At 50.6% G+C, this 17442-nt stretch carries 18 protein-coding genes; 9 read left to right on the forward strand and 9 right to left on the reverse strand.

Annotation, left to right across the window (positions count from 1 at the left end; genetic code table 11):
• Positions 1–6 precede the first annotated feature (6 nt).
• Complete coding sequence (gene hemA, locus L3069_RS12410) at positions 7–1263, reverse strand: glutamyl-tRNA reductase (protein ID WP_003856666.1); 1257 nt, start codon at positions 1261–1263, stop codon at positions 7–9.
• Positions 1264–1464: 201 nt separating this feature from the next.
• Here hemA and lolB point away from each other — a divergent pair, with 201 nt between their 5' ends.
• The 4 genes from lolB (at position 1465) to dauA (ending at position 5819) form a co-directional block, all read left to right on the forward strand.
• Positions 1465–2076, forward strand: coding sequence for a lipoprotein insertase outer membrane protein LolB (lolB, locus tag L3069_RS12415; RefSeq protein ID WP_003856665.1), 612 nt, complete (start codon positions 1465–1467; stop codon positions 2074–2076).
• The gene (ispE, locus tag L3069_RS12420) at positions 2073–2942 is read left to right on the forward strand and encodes a 4-(cytidine 5'-diphospho)-2-C-methyl-D-erythritol kinase (protein ID WP_032624093.1); all 870 of its coding nucleotides are present in this window, start codon (positions 2073–2075) and stop codon (positions 2940–2942) included. Before lolB ends, ispE begins: the two co-directional genes overlap by 4 nt.
• A gap of 125 nt (positions 2943–3067) precedes the next feature.
• Positions 3068–4015 (forward strand): ribose-phosphate diphosphokinase, encoded by a 948-nt coding sequence (gene prs / locus L3069_RS12425; RefSeq protein ID WP_003856663.1) that lies wholly within the window; start codon positions 3068–3070, stop codon positions 4013–4015.
• A gap of 124 nt (positions 4016–4139) precedes the next feature.
• Entirely contained in the window at positions 4140–5819 is a 1680-nt protein-coding gene (dauA, locus tag L3069_RS12430; RefSeq protein WP_038416189.1) for a C4-dicarboxylic acid transporter DauA, read from the forward strand.
• On the opposite strand, the gene L3069_RS12435 is transcribed toward dauA, so the two are convergent.
• Together L3069_RS12435 and ychH are read right to left on the reverse strand one after the other, a co-directional pair.
• Positions 5805–6863, reverse strand: a complete 1059-nt coding sequence (locus tag L3069_RS12435) for a MerR family transcriptional regulator (RefSeq protein ID WP_038416190.1) — start codon at positions 6861–6863, stop codon at positions 5805–5807. The genes dauA and L3069_RS12435 overlap by 15 nt on opposite strands.
• Positions 6864–6983: 120 nt before the next feature.
• Positions 6984–7259, reverse strand: coding sequence for a stress-induced protein YchH (gene ychH, locus L3069_RS12440; RefSeq protein ID WP_022648382.1), 276 nt, complete (start codon positions 7257–7259; stop codon positions 6984–6986).
• Between the two features lie 274 nt (positions 7260–7533).
• Here ychH and pth point away from each other — a divergent pair, with 274 nt between their 5' ends.
• The 3 genes from pth to L3069_RS12455 all read left to right on the forward strand — a co-directional run bounded on the left by pth (position 7534) and on the right by L3069_RS12455 (position 10750).
• Entirely contained in the window at positions 7534–8118 is a 585-nt protein-coding gene (gene pth / locus L3069_RS12445; protein WP_006810922.1) for an aminoacyl-tRNA hydrolase, read from the forward strand.
• A gap of 126 nt (positions 8119–8244) precedes the next feature.
• A complete protein-coding gene (gene ychF, locus L3069_RS12450; RefSeq protein WP_010432886.1) occupies positions 8245–9339 on the forward strand; it encodes a redox-regulated ATPase YchF in 1095 nt (364 codons plus the stop codon).
• A gap of 214 nt (positions 9340–9553) precedes the next feature.
• A complete protein-coding gene (locus tag L3069_RS12455; protein WP_063135811.1) occupies positions 9554–10750 on the forward strand; it encodes an integrase arm-type DNA-binding domain-containing protein in 1197 nt (398 codons plus the stop codon).
• Positions 10751–11250: 500 nt separating this feature from the next.
• Here L3069_RS12455 and L3069_RS12460 read toward each other — a convergent pair.
• Positions 11251–11948, reverse strand: a protein-coding gene (locus L3069_RS12460) for an IS1-like element IS1B family transposase (protein ID WP_095033700.1) whose coding sequence is annotated in 2 segments (ribosomal slippage) — positions 11251–11699 and positions 11699–11948 — 699 coding nt in all. Because the reading frame shifts where the segments join, the coding sequence is not laid out codon by codon here.
• Between the two features lie 33 nt (positions 11949–11981).
• Positions 11982–13085, reverse strand: coding sequence for a DNA cytosine methyltransferase (locus tag L3069_RS12465; protein ID WP_236901867.1), 1104 nt, complete (start codon positions 13083–13085; stop codon positions 11982–11984).
• Positions 13086–13365: 280 nt separating this feature from the next.
• On the opposite strand from L3069_RS12465, the gene L3069_RS12470 reads away from it, so the two are divergent.
• Together L3069_RS12470 and L3069_RS12475 are read left to right on the forward strand one after the other, a co-directional pair.
• Entirely contained in the window at positions 13366–13953 is a 588-nt protein-coding gene (locus L3069_RS12470) for a hypothetical protein (protein ID WP_127365411.1), read from the forward strand.
• A 44-nt stretch (positions 13954–13997) separates the two neighbouring features.
• A protein-coding gene (locus tag L3069_RS12475) for an IS3 family transposase (protein ID WP_088581786.1) occupies positions 13998–15145 on the forward strand; the annotation gives its coding sequence in 2 pieces (ribosomal slippage) (positions 13998–14235 and positions 14235–15145; 1149 coding nt in all).
• A 411-nt stretch (positions 15146–15556) separates the two neighbouring features.
• On the opposite strand, the gene L3069_RS12480 is transcribed toward L3069_RS12475, so the two are convergent.
• The 4 genes from L3069_RS12480 to L3069_RS12495 form a co-directional block, all read right to left on the reverse strand.
• A complete protein-coding gene (locus L3069_RS12480; protein ID WP_038416202.1) occupies positions 15557–15850 on the reverse strand; it encodes a YciI family protein in 294 nt (97 codons plus the stop codon).
• 99 nt (positions 15851–15949) lie between these two features.
• Positions 15950–16315, reverse strand: coding sequence for a hypothetical protein (locus L3069_RS12485; protein ID WP_038416203.1), 366 nt, complete (start codon positions 16313–16315; stop codon positions 15950–15952).
• 16 nt (positions 16316–16331) lie between these two features.
• On the reverse strand, positions 16332–16712 hold the full coding sequence (locus L3069_RS12490; protein WP_038416204.1) for a hypothetical protein: 381 nt from the start codon (positions 16710–16712) through the stop codon (positions 16332–16334).
• 81 nt (positions 16713–16793) lie between these two features.
• Complete coding sequence (locus L3069_RS12495) at positions 16794–17270, reverse strand: hypothetical protein (RefSeq protein WP_038416205.1); 477 nt, start codon at positions 17268–17270, stop codon at positions 16794–16796.
• Positions 17271–17442 lie beyond the last annotated feature (172 nt).

Genomic DNA, 17442 nt, shown 5'->3' on the forward strand with positions numbered 1-17442 from the left:
AGGGCGCTATTCCAGCCCGAGGCTGTTGCGCAGAATAGTCAGGCGTTCATCGTCCCCGTCACGGGCAGCCTGCTGAAGAGATTTGGTTGGGGCATGGATCAGGCGGTTGGTCAGTTTCCAGGCTAAATCCTGCATAATCGCCTGCGCGTCGCCGCCCTGTTCAAGGGCCGCTAACGCTTTGGCCGTCAGGTCATCACGCACCTGCTCCGCCTGACCGCGGTATTCGCGGATGGTCTCGCTGACGCTTTGCGCGCGCAGCCAGGCCATAAATTCGCTGGTTTCCTGTTCAACGATGGTTTCCGCCTGCACAGCCGCCGCCTTACGCTGGGCAAGGTTGTGCGAAATGATGCTTTGCAGGTCATCCACGCTGTACAGGTAGGCGTTCGCCAGTTTGCCCACTTCCGGTTCGACATCACGCGGAACGGCGATATCCACCAGCAGCATCGGTTGATTGCGGCGGGATTTCAGCGCACGCTCGACCATCCCTTTCCCGATAATCGGCAGCGGGCTGGCGGTAGAACTGATAATAATGTCCGCCTCTTTCAGACGTTCATCGATGTCGCTCAGCGCAATCACCTCAGCGCCCACTTCATCTGCCAGCACCTGCGCACGTTCGCGGGTGCGGTTAGCGATGATCATCTTCTTCACCTTGTGTTCGCGAAGATGGCGCGCCACCAGCTCGATGGTTTCGCCCGCCCCCACCAGCAGTACGGTGACGGTCGACAGCGATTCAAAGATTTGACGGGCAAGAGTACAGGCCGCGAAAGCAACCGAAACCGCACTGGCGCCAATGTCGGTTTCGGTTCGCACACGCTTCGCCACGGAGAATGACTTCTGGAACATTCGCTCCAGTTCGCTGGCTTTCAGATGCCCTTTCTGGGAATCCGCGAAGGCTTTTTTCACCTGGCCGAGGATCTGCGGCTCGCCCAGCACCAGCGAATCCAGACCGCTGGCCACACGCATCAGATGGCTGACCGCATCGTTATCCTGATGCCAGTACAGGCTGTTGCGCAGCTCTTCTTCGTTGAGGTTGTGATAGTCACATAGCCAGCGGATCAGCGCCTCGTGCAGGTTGTCCTGCTCCTCCACGCTTAAATAGAGCTCGGTACGGTTGCACGTCGACAGCACCACGCCACCCTGCACCATCGGCTGTGCAAGCAGGCTATCCAGCGCCAGGTCGAGCGTATCCGGCGAAAACGTAACGCGTTCTCGCAGTGAAACCGGGGCCGTTTTGTGGTTAATACCGAGTGCTAATAGGGTCATGTTGAGCGGGAGTAGTACCAGCGTTAATAAGGTTAGCAGGACGCATCATACAGGATGCGCGAGATCAATAAAAGAGACTGCCCCCTTTCGGAGTAATAGCTTACGCCGCGCTTTGAGATAATTTGAACGTAGACGGTGGCACCCTTCAACGCTAGCATTAACAGTTATAACTGCAACGTATCTCAAGGATTTGTCATCATTATGACCCGAATGATTCGCCTGCTGCCTCTGGCGGCCCTGGTTCTGACCGCCTGTTCCGTTCATCAGCCGAAAGGCCCGGGCAAAAGCCCCGACTCACCGCAGTGGCGTCAGCACCAGCAGGATGTGCTGAAATTAAGCCAGTACCAGACCCGCGGTGCATTTGCATATCTCTCTGACGAACAAAAAGTTTATGCTCGCTTCTTCTGGCAGCAAACGGGGCAGGACAACTATCGCCTGCTGCTGCTCAACCCGCTGGGCAGCACCGAGCTGGAGCTTAACGCGAAGCCTGGCGAAGCGCAGATCACCGATAACAAAGGCCAGCACTACACCGCGACCGACGCCGAAGAGATGATTGGCAAACTGACCGGGATGCCGATTCCGCTCAATAGTCTGCGCCAGTGGATCCTTGGCCTGCCGGGTGACGCCACCGACTATACGCTTGATGACCAATACCGTCTGAGCCAGGTTAACTACACCCAGGGCGGTAAAACCTGGAAAGTGGTGTACAGCGCGTATGACAGCAAGACGCAACCATCGCTGCCGTCCAATATGGAGCTGACGCAGGGTAGCCAGCGTATCAAGCTGAAAATGGATAACTGGATCGTTAAATGATGACCCACTGGCCCTCTCCCGCAAAACTGAACCTGTTTCTCTACATTACCGGGCAGCGCGCTGACGGCTATCACACCCTGCAAACCCTGTTTCAGTTTGTCGACTACGGCGACACGATCTCAATCGAACCGCGTCAGGACGGGCAGATTTGCCTGCTGACGCCAGTCGACGGCGTGGCGCATGACGATAACCTGATCGTGCGCGCTGCCCGCCTGCTGATGAAAACGGCGTCGTCGTCGGGTCGTCTGCCAGCGGGAAGCGGTGCGGATATCCGTATCGACAAACGCCTGCCGATGGGCGGCGGTCTTGGCGGCGGTTCGTCAAACGCCGCGACCGTACTGGTGGCGCTTAACCACCTGTGGGGCTGCGGTCTGACGACGGACGAACTGGCAGCATTAGGGTTGACGCTGGGCGCCGATGTACCAGTATTTGTGCGCGGCCACGCGGCGTTTGCTGAAGGGGTGGGCGAAATCCTCACGCCGGTCGATCCGCCGGAAAAATGGTATCTGATCGTTCACCCTGGCGTGAGCATTCCTACCCCGGTCATCTTTAAAGATCCTGACCTGAAAAGAAATACCCCGGTACGGTCAATAAAAACGTTATTAAATTGTGAATTCAGCAACGATTGCGAGGATATCGCAAGAAAACGTTTTCGCGAGGTTGATGCGGTGCTTTCCTGGCTGTTAGAATACGCGCCGTCGCGCCTGACCGGTACAGGGGCCTGTGTCTTTGCTGAATTTGACACCGAATCCGCCGCCCGTCAGGTGCTTGAGCAAGCGCCGGACTGGCTGCATGGTTTTGTAGCACGCGGGATGAACACCTCCCCCCTACAGCAGGCCATTCTGGCGCAGACTGAGTTTCGGTGACAACGTCACCCTGTTCCAGACGTTGCATCGCGCTCTATAATACACCGCCTGGATAGCGTTTGCTTAGGCCCCGCAGTTTGCGGCGAACGCTATCCACCACTGGACGCATGCCTGAGGTTCTTCTCGTGCCTGATATGAAGCTTTTTGCTGGTAACGCCACCCCGGAACTAGCACAACGTATTGCCAACCGCCTGTACACTTCCCTCGGCGACGCCGCTGTAGGTCGCTTTAGCGACGGCGAAGTCAGCGTACAAATTAACGAAAATGTACGCGGTGGTGATATTTTCATCATCCAGTCCACCTGTGCTCCAACGAACGACAACCTGATGGAATTGGTTGTTATGGTCGACGCGCTGCGTCGCGCTTCTGCTGGCCGTATCACTGCTGTTATTCCTTACTTTGGCTATGCACGTCAGGACCGTCGCGTCCGTTCCGCGCGTGTGCCAATCACCGCTAAAGTTGTCGCAGACTTCCTCTCCAGCGTCGGCGTTGACCGCGTACTGACGGTCGACCTGCACGCAGAGCAGATCCAGGGCTTCTTCGACGTGCCGGTTGATAACGTTTTCGGCAGCCCAATCCTGCTGGAAGACATGCTGCAACTGAATCTGGACAACCCGATTGTGGTTTCTCCAGACATCGGCGGCGTGGTACGTGCTCGAGCTATCGCGAAGCTGCTGAACGATACCGACATGGCGATCATCGACAAACGCCGTCCGCGTGCTAACGTTTCTCAGGTGATGCACATCATCGGTGACGTGGCTGGCCGCGACTGCGTGTTGGTGGACGACATGATCGATACCGGCGGTACGCTGTGTAAAGCCGCTGAAGCGCTGAAAGAGCGTGGTGCGAAACGCGTATTCGCTTACGCAACACACCCGATCTTCTCCGGCAATGCGGTAAACAACCTGCGTAACTCCGTCATCGACGAAGTTGTGGTGTGCGATACCATCCCACTGAGCGACGAGATCAAAGCGCTGCCAAACGTGCGTACGTTGACTCTGTCCGGGATGCTGGCCGAAGCGATTCGTCGTATCAGCAACGAAGAATCGATCTCTGCAATGTTCGAACACTGATCGAACACGGCCAAAAAACCCGCTACGGCGGGTTTTTTTGTTTATAGTATTTATTTGTATGACTTATGCCTCCTTCACCTGCCATTCATATGACAGATGATGCGCACACGGATGATAGATAATTGTGAAAAACGTAACCTCCTCACATGTTCTGCCCTTTCGCGCCCTCATCGACGCCTGCTGGAAAGAGAAATACACGTCGTCACGCTTCGTTCGTGACCTGATAGCCGGGATCACCGTCGGGATTATTGCCATCCCGCTGGCGATGGCACTGGCGATTGGTAGCGGCGTCGCGCCGCAGTACGGGCTGTACACCTCAGCCGTTGCGGGGATTGTGATTGCGCTGACGGGCGGGTCCCGCTTCAGCGTCTCCGGCCCAACTGCCGCCTTTGTGGTGATCCTCTACCCGGTTTCCCAACAGTTTGGTCTGGCAGGCCTGCTGGTTGCCACCCTGATGTCCGGCATCTTTTTAATTCTGTTCGGTCTGGCCCGCTTTGGTCGCCTGATTGAATATATTCCCCTTTCCGTGACGCTGGGGTTCACCTCGGGGATTGGGATTACCATCGGGACCATGCAGATTAAGGATTTCCTCGGCCTGCAAATGGCCCATGTTCCGGAGCACTACTTACAGAAAGTGGGCGCGCTGTTTATGGCGTTGCCGACGGCCAACCTGGGCGATGCAGCCATTGGCATCGTTACCCTCGGCACACTCATCGTCTGGCCTCGCTTAGGCATTCGTCTCCCGGGGCATCTCCCCGCTCTGCTGCTGGGCTGCGCGGTGATGGGCGTCGTCAACCTGCTCGGTGGACAGGTCGCCACCATTGGCTCCCAGTTCCACTATGTTCTGGCGGATGGCTCACAGGGTAACGGTATTCCGCAGCTGCTGCCGCAGCTGGTTCTGCCGTGGGACATGCCGGGCTCCAGCTTCACCCTGAGCTGGGATTCCCTTCGCGCTCTGCTGCCTGCCGCGTTCTCCATGGCAATGCTGGGCGCGATTGAATCCCTGCTCTGCGCCGTCGTGCTCGACGGCATGACCGGCACTAAGCACAAAGCCAACAGCGAACTAGTCGGTCAGGGCTTAGGGAACATCGTTGCACCGTTCTTCGGCGGTATTACGGCTACGGCTGCGATTGCCCGTTCCGCCGCGAACGTACGTGCGGGCGCGACATCACCGGTTTCCGCGGTCATTCACTCCCTGCTGGTGATCATGGCGCTGCTGATCCTTGCCCCACTGCTTTCATGGCTTCCGCTCTCTGCCATGGCTGCGCTGCTGCTGATGGTGGCCTGGAATATGAGTGAGGCGCATAAGGTGGTGAATCTGCTGCGCCGTGCGCCGAAAGATGACATCATCGTGATGCTGATCTGCATGTCGCTGACCGTGCTGTTTGATATGGTTATCGCTATCAGCGTCGGCATAGTGCTGGCCTCGCTGCTGTTTATGCGCCGTATCGCGCAGATGACGCGTCTCTCCCCGGTTAACGTTGAGGTGCCTGACGATGTGCTGGTGTTGCGCGTGATTGGCCCGCTGTTCTTCGCCGCGGCGGAAGGTTTGTTCAGCGATCTGGCGTCCCGCATCGCGGGCAAACGGATTGTGGTGCTGAAGTGGGATGCCGTCCCGGTGCTGGATGCCGGCGGTCTGGATGCCTTCCAGCGCTTTATTGCCCGCCTGCCGGAAGGCTGCGAGCTGCGGATCAGTAACCTCGAATTCCAGCCCCTGCGCACCATGGCGCGCGCGGGCGTGCAGCCGATCCCTGGCCGATTGTCCTTCTACCCTAACCGTGAAGCTGCATTAGCGGATCTGTGAGTCATCTGATGCAGAGACACGTCTTTGCATCATCACCCCGATCGCCTGCTGGAGCCATTCAAGCACGGCAGGCGTCATCCACGTACCTTTCATCAGATGCGGCTCCTGCTGCATGGCGAGACGAAATTTTTGCTGGGTCTGCGGGTTTGTTCCCGCATAGGACTGGAATAAAACCAGCCACTTTTCTGCCAGCTTTTGCGCATAGTCAGAAGCGGGACTGAGATTATCCCGCTGCGCCTGATGTAGCTTTGCCACCAGCGGCGGCCACTCCATCATCCGGTCAAAGTAGTGCGCCCGGGTAAAGGCCATCTCTTCGGCAGTGAGATATTTCTCCCAGATGCTGAGCTTTGATTCGGCAAACGCCCGCGTGATGTAATCCGTAATCTCCGGTGTAATGCCGGTTTGCTCCTGCATCTGCGGCTCCACGCTGTGCATTTCGTTCAGACGGGTCAAAAATTCCGGTTTACCTGCGGTATCCTGTTCCAGGCGTTCCATCCACCGTGAAGCCAAATCGGTCGCCCGCGCGTCCGTGACGCTGACGTTCTGTTCCAGCAAGTGTTTAACCTCCGTCACCAGACCCGACCAGATATCCGCCAGCGCCTCTTTCTCTACCGCAAACGGCAGTTGCTGCAACTCTTCTTTGCTAAACCAGCGATCGTACATATTCATTAACTCCAGAGTCTGTAGCCAGGATTCCAGATCCGGCGTCGCATCGTCGGTCAGCCCGGTACGCAATTCCACCAGCCGGTTGCGCAGCGTATGGATGCTACGCAGTTGCTTGTCCAGCAAAGTGATTTGCCCGTCGAGTAATTCCGCTAATGACAGCGAACGCTGTTCCAGAAAATCCCTGATTTCGGCAAGCTCCAGCCCGGCTTTTGCCAGCGTCTGGATCATATGCAGACGTTGCACATCCGCCAGGTTATAAAGCCGGTAGCCTGCCGCGCTTCTGGCAGAAGGTAACAACAGCCCTGTTTGCTCGTAGTGATGCAAAGTCCGCACGGTGATCCCAGCACGTTTCGCCAGTTCACCCACCTGAATCAACATAACGGCTCCTTTTGTTCTGCCAGTGTCGCTACTCTGAAGCCTTACGTTACGTGAGGGTCAATGCGTCATGCAAAAAAAAACGACTTCAGATGAAGTCGTTTCGGTGTTCTTTATGGGGCACTAGCCGTGCTTATGCTGGTCGCGGCGGCATCGTTTATCGTAATGGCGCACCCACCAGTATTTATCGCAGACTTCCTCATGTCCGCTCACGCGCGCCCCGGCGAGCCACAATACCGCACCGAGGAAGATACTCAGCACCGCGCCATGCGCAAAGTATTGTGGGAGGTCAAGCTGCGGTAATTGGTTTAAAATTGAATAACCGACACCGGCGACCATCACGAACAGTCCCAACCCCATTAGCACGTTACCGAGCATTGAAGCGTTTTTGCGTTTCATATGTCACCTCCGGAACTTTGGGTTGTCAGGGGAAAAACCCCTTCTCCTTGTGTGTAAAGTATAGACAACGCCACTTATATGAGTTGCGTGAATGATCACATTTACAGATAACTCCCGGACAAAAATTTACAAATAAGACATTGAACAGCTTGAAATTCTAATTGTTCAAAGAAGAAATTATTCGCATTTCGGTGTACAGCAGGCAGAACTTTGTCAAGCGGCGCGCCAGACAGTAAACTACGCGCCAGATCTGGAACCCATTAGGAAGTAAATCGTGACGATTAAACTGATTGTCGGCCTCGCCAATCCGGGCGCAGAGTATGCCGCTACCCGCCATAACGCCGGCGCCTGGTATGTTGATCTGCTGGCGGAACGTCTGCGCGCTCCCCTGCGTGAAGAACCCAAGTTTTACGGGTATACCTCACGCATCAATCTTGCGGGTGCCGACGTGCGGTTGCTGGTGCCAACCACCTTTATGAACCTGAGCGGCAAAGCCGTGGCGGCTATGGCAACGTTTTATCGCATCAATCCGGATGAGATCCTGGTGGCCCACGACGAACTGGATCTGCCACCAGGCGTGGCGAAGTTCAAGCTGGGCGGCGGTCATGGCGGCCACAACGGCCTTAAAGACATCATCAGCAAACTGGGTAATAACCCTAATTTCCACCGTTTGCGCGTGGGAATCGGCCATCCGGGCGATAAAAACAAAGTTGTTGGTTTCGTACTGGGTAAACCACCGGTTTCTGAGCAGAAGTTGATTGACGAAGCGGTGGACGAAGCGGCCCGCTGCACCGAGATTTGGCTTCAGGACGGCCTGACGAAAGCCACCAATCGACTGCACGCTTTCAAAGCGCAATAATCGGCGCCATGGGGCTTTTTTACCGCGCGTCGCGCGGGTTACGTGTATAATAGGCGTAGTTATTTACTTTTCTTCAATCGGTTATCGTTAACGGATTGATTATCAAGATATTAAGGTGATTTAGAAATGGGATTCAAATGCGGTATCGTCGGTCTGCCAAACGTGGGCAAATCCACCCTGTTCAACGCGCTCACCAAGGCAGGTATTGAAGCGGCGAACTTCCCGTTCTGTACCATCGAGCCGAACACCGGTGTTGTTCCTATGCCCGATCCGCGTCTGGACCAGCTCGCGGAAATCGTGAAGCCGCAGCGCATTCTGCCGACCACCATGGAGTTCGTGGACATCGCGGGCCTGGTAAAAGGCGCATCCAAAGGTGAAGGCCTGGGCAACCAGTTCCTGACCAACATCCGTGAAACCGAAGCGATCGGCCACGTTGTGCGCTGCTTCGAGAACGACAACATTATCCACGTTAACAACAAAGTGGATCCGGCTGACGACATCGACGTCATCAACACCGAGCTGGCCCTCTCTGACCTCGACACCTGCGAGCGCGCCATTCACCGCGTGCAGAAGAAAGCCAAAGGCGGCGACAAAGACGCGAAAGCGGAACTGGCTGCCCTGGAAAAATGTCTGCCACAGCTGGAAAATGCGGGCATGCTGCGCGCGCTGAAAAACCTGACTGAAGAAGACAAAGCGGCGATCAAATACCTGAGCTTCCTGACCCTGAAGCCAACCATGTACATCGCCAACGTTAACGAAGACGGTTTCGAGAACAACCCGTACCTCGACAAAGTACGTGAAATTGCCGCGGCTGAAGGTTCTGTGGTGGTAGCGGTTTGCGCGGCCGTTGAATCTGATATCGCCGAGCTGGACGATGCCGACCGTGAAGAGTTCATGGCCGAACTGGGTCTGGAAGAGCCGGGCCTGAACCGCGTGATCCGCGCGGGCTATGAGCTGCTGAACCTGCAAACCTACTTCACTGCTGGTGTAAAAGAAGTGCGTGCGTGGACCATCCCTGTGGGTGCAACTGCGCCTCAGGCGGCTGGTAAAATTCACACCGACTTCGAGAAAGGCTTTATTCGTGCGCAGACCATCGCGTTTGAAGACTTTATCACCTACAAGGGTGAGCAAGGCGCGAAAGAAGCAGGCAAGATGCGTGCTGAAGGGAAAGACTACATCGTTAAAGATGGCGATGTGATGAACTTCCTGTTTAACGTCTAAATAAAATTTGTTGTCTCATGAGGTTTCACTGAATCTCATAACAACGGTAAAACTCTATAAAATCCACGCAATTGTGTGGATTTTTCATTTCACAATGTCTCAATTCATCTCGTAACAACGCTGTCAAAAATGAGTACATGGATGAGTACAACATTCTTCCATCTTCATTTTAAGTGAGTACAATAACGGTATAATAAATAAACAAGGCCCCGTTATGCTCACTGATACGCAATGCCGCACTACCAAGCCGAAAGAAAAACTCTATCGGCTCAATGATTTCAATGGTCTCTACCTCGAAGTGAAACCCAATGGCAAAAAAGCATGGCGCTATCGGTTTAAACTCAACGGTAAATCCAGCATGTTTGCGTTGGGTGAATACCCGACGGTCAAACTTGCCGAAGCTCGCGAAAAATGCGAGCAAGCGCGTAAGCAAGTCGCAGCTGGAGTTAGCCCAACACAAGCTCGTCAGTTAGATAAGATCCGCAAGGTCAATGACGCATCTAACACCTTTGAGCTAATCGCCAAAGAGTGGTTGCAGATGAAAGACTGGGCCGAAATCACCAAAACGCGCCGACTGGATATGCTTGAACGTGTGGTTTTCCCCGCCATTGGTAAACTCCCTGTCAGGGAAATCACCCCACACCACATTCTTAAAATTCTTCAGGAGACCGCCAAACGCGGCGCACCGACCGTTGCCGCTGAAGCTCGGCGCACAATTTCATCAGTCTTTGAGCTTGCCGTAGCGACGCTTAGAGCGGACAGCGATCCTGTCTGGCCTGTCCGCAAGGCACTTCCAGCGAATAAGACACAGCACAAACAAGCACTGAATCCTCAGCAAATCGGAAAGTTATTAAGCTGTTTTGACAATAGTCGTGGCTCGTACCAGGTTAACTATTGCATGTGGCTTATGTGGTGGACATTGGCGCGTCCTACAGAAGCCACCGAAGCAGAATGGACAGAATTCGATCTTGATAACGCCCTGTGGACCATTCCGGCAGCGCGGATGAAAGCCCGCAGAGAACACGTTATTCCCCTGCCCTTACAAGCTGTCAAAATGCTCAGAACACTACAGGGATTAACCGGGCATCGACAGCACCTCTTTCCGGGCAGGGATAATCCGAAAGGTCCAATGACATCGCACTCCCTGCGCCAGCTACTAAAAAGCCTCGGCTGGAGTGGCATTTATAGCCCCCATGCAACCAGAACTACAGGAAGTACGCGTTTAAACGAAATGGGCTATCGACCTGATGCTATTGAGGCCCAACTTGCACACGCTGATACCAACAATGTTCGTCGCACATATAACCATGCAACTTATCTTGATGAGCGTAAAGTGATGATGCAGGAATGGGCTGATAAACTGGACGAATGGGTAGACATAGACAAAAAGTTTCATATTAATAAACAATGAAAATTACACAATATCGTCCATTTTCACTTTACTGTAAAAAGAGAGGCACTGACGTTGATCAAAAGTGCCTCGACAAAAACCGCTTATTTTATCTTAAAGTTCAGGGGCATATTCTCTTATATAGCCAATGAATTTTATTGACATTTCATTAATTTCCTTGAAACCCTGTGCATTCACAAAATGTGCCGAATACCTTTCAATGATAATGAGTCGATCCTTAATTATGAGCATCATTCCTTTTGGCACTTGAAAGTCAGCTTCTGCATATTTAAGCCCTGTTTCAAGATTATCTCGCCCCGCGATATAACTTTGCAACCGTTGTTTAAAAACACTAACAGTATTATTTAGTTCCTGCCTAAGAATTTCAAACAGCTCATTTATATCTCCACCAGATGCAAATTCAACATTTAATTTGAATAATGTGTAATCATACCTGTAGGGATTGCGCTCTCTATCTATATTTATGTGGGCAAGATAGCAGAAGCGGTAATGACTCCAACTTATTGATAGTGTTTTATGTTCAGATAATGCCCGATGACTTTGTCATGCAGCTCCACCGATTTTGAGAACGACAGCGACTTCCGTCCCAGCCGTGCCAGGTGCTGCCTCAGATTCAGGTTATGCCGCTCAATTCGCTGCGTATATCGCTTGCTGATTACGTGCAGCTTTCCCTTCAGGCGGGATTCATACAGCGGCCAGCCATCCGTCATCCATATCACCACGTCAAAGGGTGACAGCAGGCTCATAAGACGCCCCAGCGTCGCCATAGTGCGTTCACCGAATACGTGCGCAACAACCGTCTTCCGGAGCCTGTCATACGCGTAAAACAGCCAGCGCTGGCGCGATTTAGCCCCGACGTATCCCCACTGTTCGTCCATTTCCGCGCAGACGATGACGTCACTGCCCGGCTGTATGCGCGAGGTTACCGACTGCGGCCTGAGTTTTTTAAATGGCGGAAAATCGTGTTGAGGCCAACGCCCATAATGCGGGCGGTTGCCCGGCATCCAACGCCATTCATGGCCATATCAATGATTTTCTGGTGCGTACCGGGTTGAGAAGCGGTGTAAGTGAACTGCAGTTGCCATGTTTTACGGCAGTGAGAGCAGAGATAGCGCTGATGTCCGGCAGTGCTTTTGCCGTTACGCACCACCCCGTCAGTAGCTGAACAGGAGGGACAGCTGATAGAAACAGAAGCCACTGGAGCACCTCAAAAACACCATCATACACTAAATCAGTAAGTTGGCAGCATCACCCCAATTTGTTTAGCAACAGACATTGATCCCCCCAAAAAAGCATAATCGTCAGGGAATGTCTGTAAACGTGCAGCATGCCTGAGAGAAATCCCCTGTGGTAGCCACGGATGAACAAAACGGCCTTTCGAAGGGTTATTACAACCCGTAGTAACAGTATTTGATGGTATATGGGGATAGATTCTTCCATACACATCCAGATGGCCACTGTAATTTTTATGACAATCCAATATCCTTCCCGATTCAGTTCTGTCCCCTAAGAGAGGGGTGTTTTCAAACAGAGCAGTCAGTTCAGGAGAATGCATCATATGAACATGACATGGATCATTGGAATCTACGGGTTGACCCCAATTTAACGACTTAATGCAGGTTTCAGCGTCTTCCATTGTGAAATCAAATTTCTCAATAAGTCTATCTTTCAGCTCAATCAATACTGATTGAGGAGGACGTTCAAACACAGTAGAAGATGTTGCCCACGCCCTTGAACCTGATTTGGTATGAGTCGCTTTTGGAGGCCATTCAAAACCATCAGTGCATATGTCTTTTCTTACTGCGAGTATGAAAGCACGCTTACGGCTCTGTGGAACACCATAATCTCTCGCATTAAGAATGAAGGGTTGATCACCCACGATTTGATAGTCATGTGCTCTCGTGAGAGCGACAAAATTGTTCAAATACTCTGCATGGCGAGGCCAAAGGAGACCCGGCACATTTTCAACCAGAAATACTTTTGGTCTTAGATTCTTAACGAAATCAAAGTAACGTATCAATAGAGCATTTCTTGGGTCATCTTTTCCTGCATCATTAATGCGGTGTGATGAAAACCCTTGACATGGCGGACCACCGAGCAGAATGTCAAGCTGACCCTGCTTGATGCCCTGAAACTTCATCATAGAGCCAATATCAACATCATTGATGTCTTGGGAGAACACCTGAGTTTGTGCGCCAAGCTTCTCAACAAGGTTGTGGTAGTAAGTATCAGAGGCTTGCTTATCAAGCTCAATTGCGGCTTGAACATCAATGCCAACCTCAAAGGCTGCAAGCGAAAAACCTCCCGCACCAGCAAATAAATCAATAGCTTTCAATTTAATCTTACTCAGACTTTTTAAGTTTTGATGCCAGCATTATACGCAACATTTGTATCAGATACCCCCAGTTAATGTTACTAGTGGAAAATCGTGTGATCCGTGTTATCTCTATGATATCAAAAGCACCAAACACACTTTACTGCGACTAACAACAGGATTGATACTAGTTTTATGTACATGGGATGGCTGGTTGATGCATCAGTAACTTTTTAATCGTTGAAACTGCGTGGCTTACAGAACAAAAAAGCAACAGCAATATGACATTTAGAGAGGATGTATGGAAGAAATAGAGCATTTTACCGATGATCGGCACAAAACCTGGTGTATCCATTGCGGTTTGCCCATTATTGATCGTCATACAAATAGAGATCACGTTCCGACAAAAGGGTTACTAGAAAGACCTCTGCCGCCCCATGTACCGCAAGTCGAAGTATGCAAGGAATGTAATACCAGCTTCTCATTGGATGAAGAGTACTTCGTTACTTTTCTGAGTTGCGTGGAGGCAGGAAGCACAGACCCTTCAGCGCAAAGAAATACAAAAATCGGGAGGGCGCTTACACGTAACCCATCCCTTGCTACTCGACTACAGGCAGCTAAGCAGATTACAGTGAATGAATATGGCAGACAGCAGATTCTTTGGCTACCTGAGATAGAACGCATACATCGGGTTATTTTGAAAAATGCCAGAGGCCATGCTTTCTACGAGTACGGAGAGCCAATGTTGGACGATCCAATCTCTGTAAGTGCCATTCCACTGATATCAATGAATCAAAACCAACGTAACGACTTCGAAGAAGCCGGTGGCCCTTTTGCTGGCTGGCCAGAAGTTGGAAGTAGAATGATGACTGAATCGCCACGGGTTTAACAGACACCTCAGAGTCATTTAAGATGGCTTAAAGAGAGGTGCCCATGAGCGGTAAGCGTTATCCCGAAGAGTTTAAAACTGAAGCAGTCAAACAGGTTGTTGATCGCGGTTATTCTGTTGCCAGCGTTGCAACACGTCTCGATATCACCACCCACAGCCTTTACGCCTGGATAAAGAAGTACGGTCCGGATTCTTCCGCTAATAAAGAACAGTCAGATGCTCAGGCCGAGATCCGCCGTCTCCAGAAAGAGCTGAAGCGGGTTACCGACGAACGGGACATATTAAAAAAAGCCGCGGCGTACTTCGCAAAGCTGTCCGACTGAGGTACGCCTTTATCCGTGACAACACCTGTTGCTGGCCTGTTCGCCTGCTCTGTCGGGTGCTGGATGTTCATCCCAGTGGTTTTTACGCCTGGCTTCAGCAGCCGCATTCACAACGCCATCAGGCAGACCTGAGACTGACAGGACAGATTAAACAGTTCTGGCTGGAATCGGGATGCGTCTATGGTTATCGCAAAATCCATCTGGATCTGCGGGACAGCGGGCAACAGTGCGGAGTGAACAGAGTCTGGCGACTGATGAAACGTGTCGGGATAAAGGCTCAGGTCGGATACCGGAGCCCGCGGGCACGTAAAGGCGAGGCCAGTATCGTGTCGCCCAACAGGCTCCAGCGACAGTTCAATCCGGATGCTCCGGATAAGCGTTGGGTAACGGACATAACCTACATCAGGACCCACGAAGGCTGGCTGTATCTTGCCGTGGTTGTTGATCTGTTCTCACGCAAAATTATCGGCTGGTCCATGCAATCCCGGATGACAAAGGACATTGTCCTGAACGCACTGCTGATGGCTGTATGGCGCCGTAATCCCCAAAAACAGGTGCTGGTTCATTCGGATCAGGGCAGTCAGTACACAAGCCATGAGTGGCAGTCGTTCCTGAAATCACACGGCCTGGAGGGCAGCATGAGCCGTCGCGGTAACTGCCATGATAATGCGGTTGCAGAAAGCTTTTTCCAGTTGTTGAAACGCGAACGGATAAAGAAAAAGAGCTACGGAACGCGGGAAGAAGCCCGCAGCGATATTTTTGATTACATCGAAATGTTTTATAACAGTAAGCGTCGGCATGGTTCCAGCGATCAGATGTCACCGACAGAATATGAAAACCAGTATTATCAACGGCTAGGAAGTGTCTAGATTATCCGTGGCGATTCAGACTCGCGTCATGACAGGTCAAGACTTAGATGATGGTTGGGTTAATGTTCAAGATGACATCTATCGATATGTGGTATTTCAACAAGGCACACTGACAGTCCGCTCAGTCATACATAACTATCTCGCCACGGAGGTAGTTTGGGAATAAAGGAGTGATGGACACCATTTGATTACCAAAGCAATGATTTCTTGATTAGTTTTGATTAAAAAACGGACGACCCATTTTCCGAACTGCTTTTTTTGCTAAAGTGAGTACAATAATGAGTACAAGTCATAAATATAATAATTAAAAACATAATAATCAGCACGTTACACAACAAATCACAACTCAACGTCTGATTAGTTTTGAGTGAAAAAAATCCACGCTTTGGCGTGGATTTTTTTATTGGGGGGTCAAAACACATTGTCTAAAAGTTCTGCCTTCATACTGGGTTCGAAGGGAATGATTTCGGCAGTCGCAAGCTTCAACGCCTGAAAGGGATCCTCGCGCAAGCGCTCTTCGAGAGAGACCAGACTCTCGCATTTAGCGAGTATGACTCCACCGGTTCTTGGGATCCGTCTACCCGATGCCAGAAATATCCCCTCTGCATACCCCTTTTTTAGCCACTCCACATGAGCAGGTATCGCTGCGTCAACCTCTTCAAGGGGTTTGATATAGGTCAATATGACAATGTAAACCGTACTCATCCTTTGCCTCTTAGCTCTGTTTTAAACCGCTTGTTGGAACTGCTTATTCGGCCCTCTTTGGCTACCGGTTATTGTTATCGTTTTTTGGCGCTTTTGATGTTAATACGCTGGGCCCAATTGAGACAAAGCATTACGCTTCATATCCCAGGAATAAAACCACTCATGCCAGCCGTTTTGCTTTTCCGCATAGCTACAGACCACAACCACTTCCTTTGACAGGTTGAAAGTTAAGTAATAGAAAAATGCGCCTTCAGGAGGTGCAGACCAAAATAGTTTTTCGCCCTGCGCATTGAAGATGGTCAAAACGGTTGGTAATGGCTTTGGCTCGCTTAACGTAAAGACTAACTGGCGAGTTGAGTCGACCATTGCATAGTCTAAAAACGGCATACTAACCAGTATGTTACTTGCACCACATACCCATTGAACCAAGTCATTTTCTTTAATAAAAATGAGATTTTCAATCATTGGTAAACCTCAACGTTTAAAGTTTGATCTTTTTCAAATCACCTTCAAAAAGCCCCACAAGATATACCCGGTATCGGGCTGGCTGCACTTCTTTATACGTTAATACAGTAGAAAATTCTTTTAAACAATTTGAACATGCTTTTTTCGAAATGTGTAATTGGCTTTCATCATAGCTAAATTCATTATGATCGCTAACAAGCTTCACTCCTCTCATTTTCTTAACCAAAAAGTATTTTACCTCTTCAGAGAGCGAGTCAAACTCATATGAGTTTACGATGGAATAGACTATTACACCCTCGCATTCAGGGCATGCTATTTTTGCGCCATAATCTATAAAGTCATTATCAATGCCATCCAGGACTAATATCTTCTTTTTCAGTCGATTAGTTATTTTCATTTTTTTAGATTTTAACTTTATTAATAAAAAAGTAAGGCGAGAAGAAAATGAGGGGTTTTATTAATTAATAACATTGTTTAATCAAACATTCCATTCGATATAAATACCACAATCGAAGCTTTTTTCATTAGACTGTACAACAATACTTCCCCATTCATGCTCCCATTGAATTCCATATGGGGGGGTTGTAATTTTAAGTTTAGGCTTTGAGGTTATTTCACTCTCAACCCAGGCTGTCAAGCGTTGCTGCTCATCCGATAAATTACTCAGACTAGCCCTTTTATCCCAATCCTCTAGCGTTTTATAAAAATTTCCATCCTTACTAGTAAGGAATAATGATGGAGTAAAAGAAAATGCTGAGGGCCTCAGTTCCAAAATGAAAATTTGATCTTTCCATTTAATATTATCGATAGCGAAATAAAAAGGACCTATTTTAGCCAATGGCGAGAAGAACTTGTAAAATGCGGAATTTTTAAAAGTATCAACATCTTTTAATTCGATTGGGTAGTTGTTAATTGCTACAAATCCAGTATGAACATCAAGTTTCATTTCTAACATATCTAAACAACCTTGTCTGGAAGTGACTACGTTATATTCCAAACTATATATATCCCATGATTAAACGACTTTGTCTCATATGAGACTGAAACCCGCCCCCACGCAAAGTTCCACCTAATAATGTCTGTTTCCATGGTAGCAGGCGTGTCCAGGTTTAGTGATTCTTTCAGCC

This window comes from Enterobacter cloacae complex sp. ECL411, assembly GCF_021869665.1.
In the GTDB taxonomy this organism is placed as follows: Bacteria; Pseudomonadota; Gammaproteobacteria; order Enterobacterales; family Enterobacteriaceae; genus Enterobacter; species Enterobacter intestinihominis.

What these genes read in the sequence shown, in the direction of transcription:
- hemA (WP_003856666.1), bottom strand. Translation starts at nt 1,263, where the DNA reads ATGACCCTATTAGCACTCGGTATTAACCACAAAACGGCCCCGGTTTCA.
- ychF (WP_010432886.1), top strand. Translation starts at nt 8,245, where the DNA reads ATGGGATTCAAATGCGGTATCGTCGGTCTGCCAAACGTGGGCAAATCC.
- ispE (WP_032624093.1), top strand. Translation starts at nt 2,073, where the DNA reads ATGATGACCCACTGGCCCTCTCCCGCAAAACTGAACCTGTTTCTCTAC.
- L3069_RS12490 (WP_038416204.1), bottom strand. Translation starts at nt 16,712, where the DNA reads ATGAAAATAACTAATCGACTGAAAAAGAAGATATTAGTCCTGGATGGC.
- L3069_RS12435 (WP_038416190.1), bottom strand. Translation starts at nt 6,863, where the DNA reads ATGTTGATTCAGGTGGGTGAACTGGCGAAACGTGCTGGGATCACCGTG.
- L3069_RS12485 (WP_038416203.1), bottom strand. Translation starts at nt 16,315, where the DNA reads ATGATTGAAAATCTCATTTTTATTAAAGAAAATGACTTGGTTCAATGG.
- L3069_RS12480 (WP_038416202.1), bottom strand. Translation starts at nt 15,850, where the DNA reads ATGAGTACGGTTTACATTGTCATATTGACCTATATCAAACCCCTTGAA.
- L3069_RS12495 (WP_038416205.1), bottom strand. Translation starts at nt 17,270, where the DNA reads ATGTTAGAAATGAAACTTGATGTTCATACTGGATTTGTAGCAATTAAC.
- L3069_RS12470 (WP_127365411.1), top strand. Translation starts at nt 13,366, where the DNA reads ATGGAAGAAATAGAGCATTTTACCGATGATCGGCACAAAACCTGGTGT.
- lolB (WP_003856665.1), top strand. Translation starts at nt 1,465, where the DNA reads ATGACCCGAATGATTCGCCTGCTGCCTCTGGCGGCCCTGGTTCTGACC.
- L3069_RS12455 (WP_063135811.1), top strand. Translation starts at nt 9,554, where the DNA reads ATGCTCACTGATACGCAATGCCGCACTACCAAGCCGAAAGAAAAACTC.
- ychH (WP_022648382.1), bottom strand. Translation starts at nt 7,259, where the DNA reads ATGAAACGCAAAAACGCTTCAATGCTCGGTAACGTGCTAATGGGGTTG.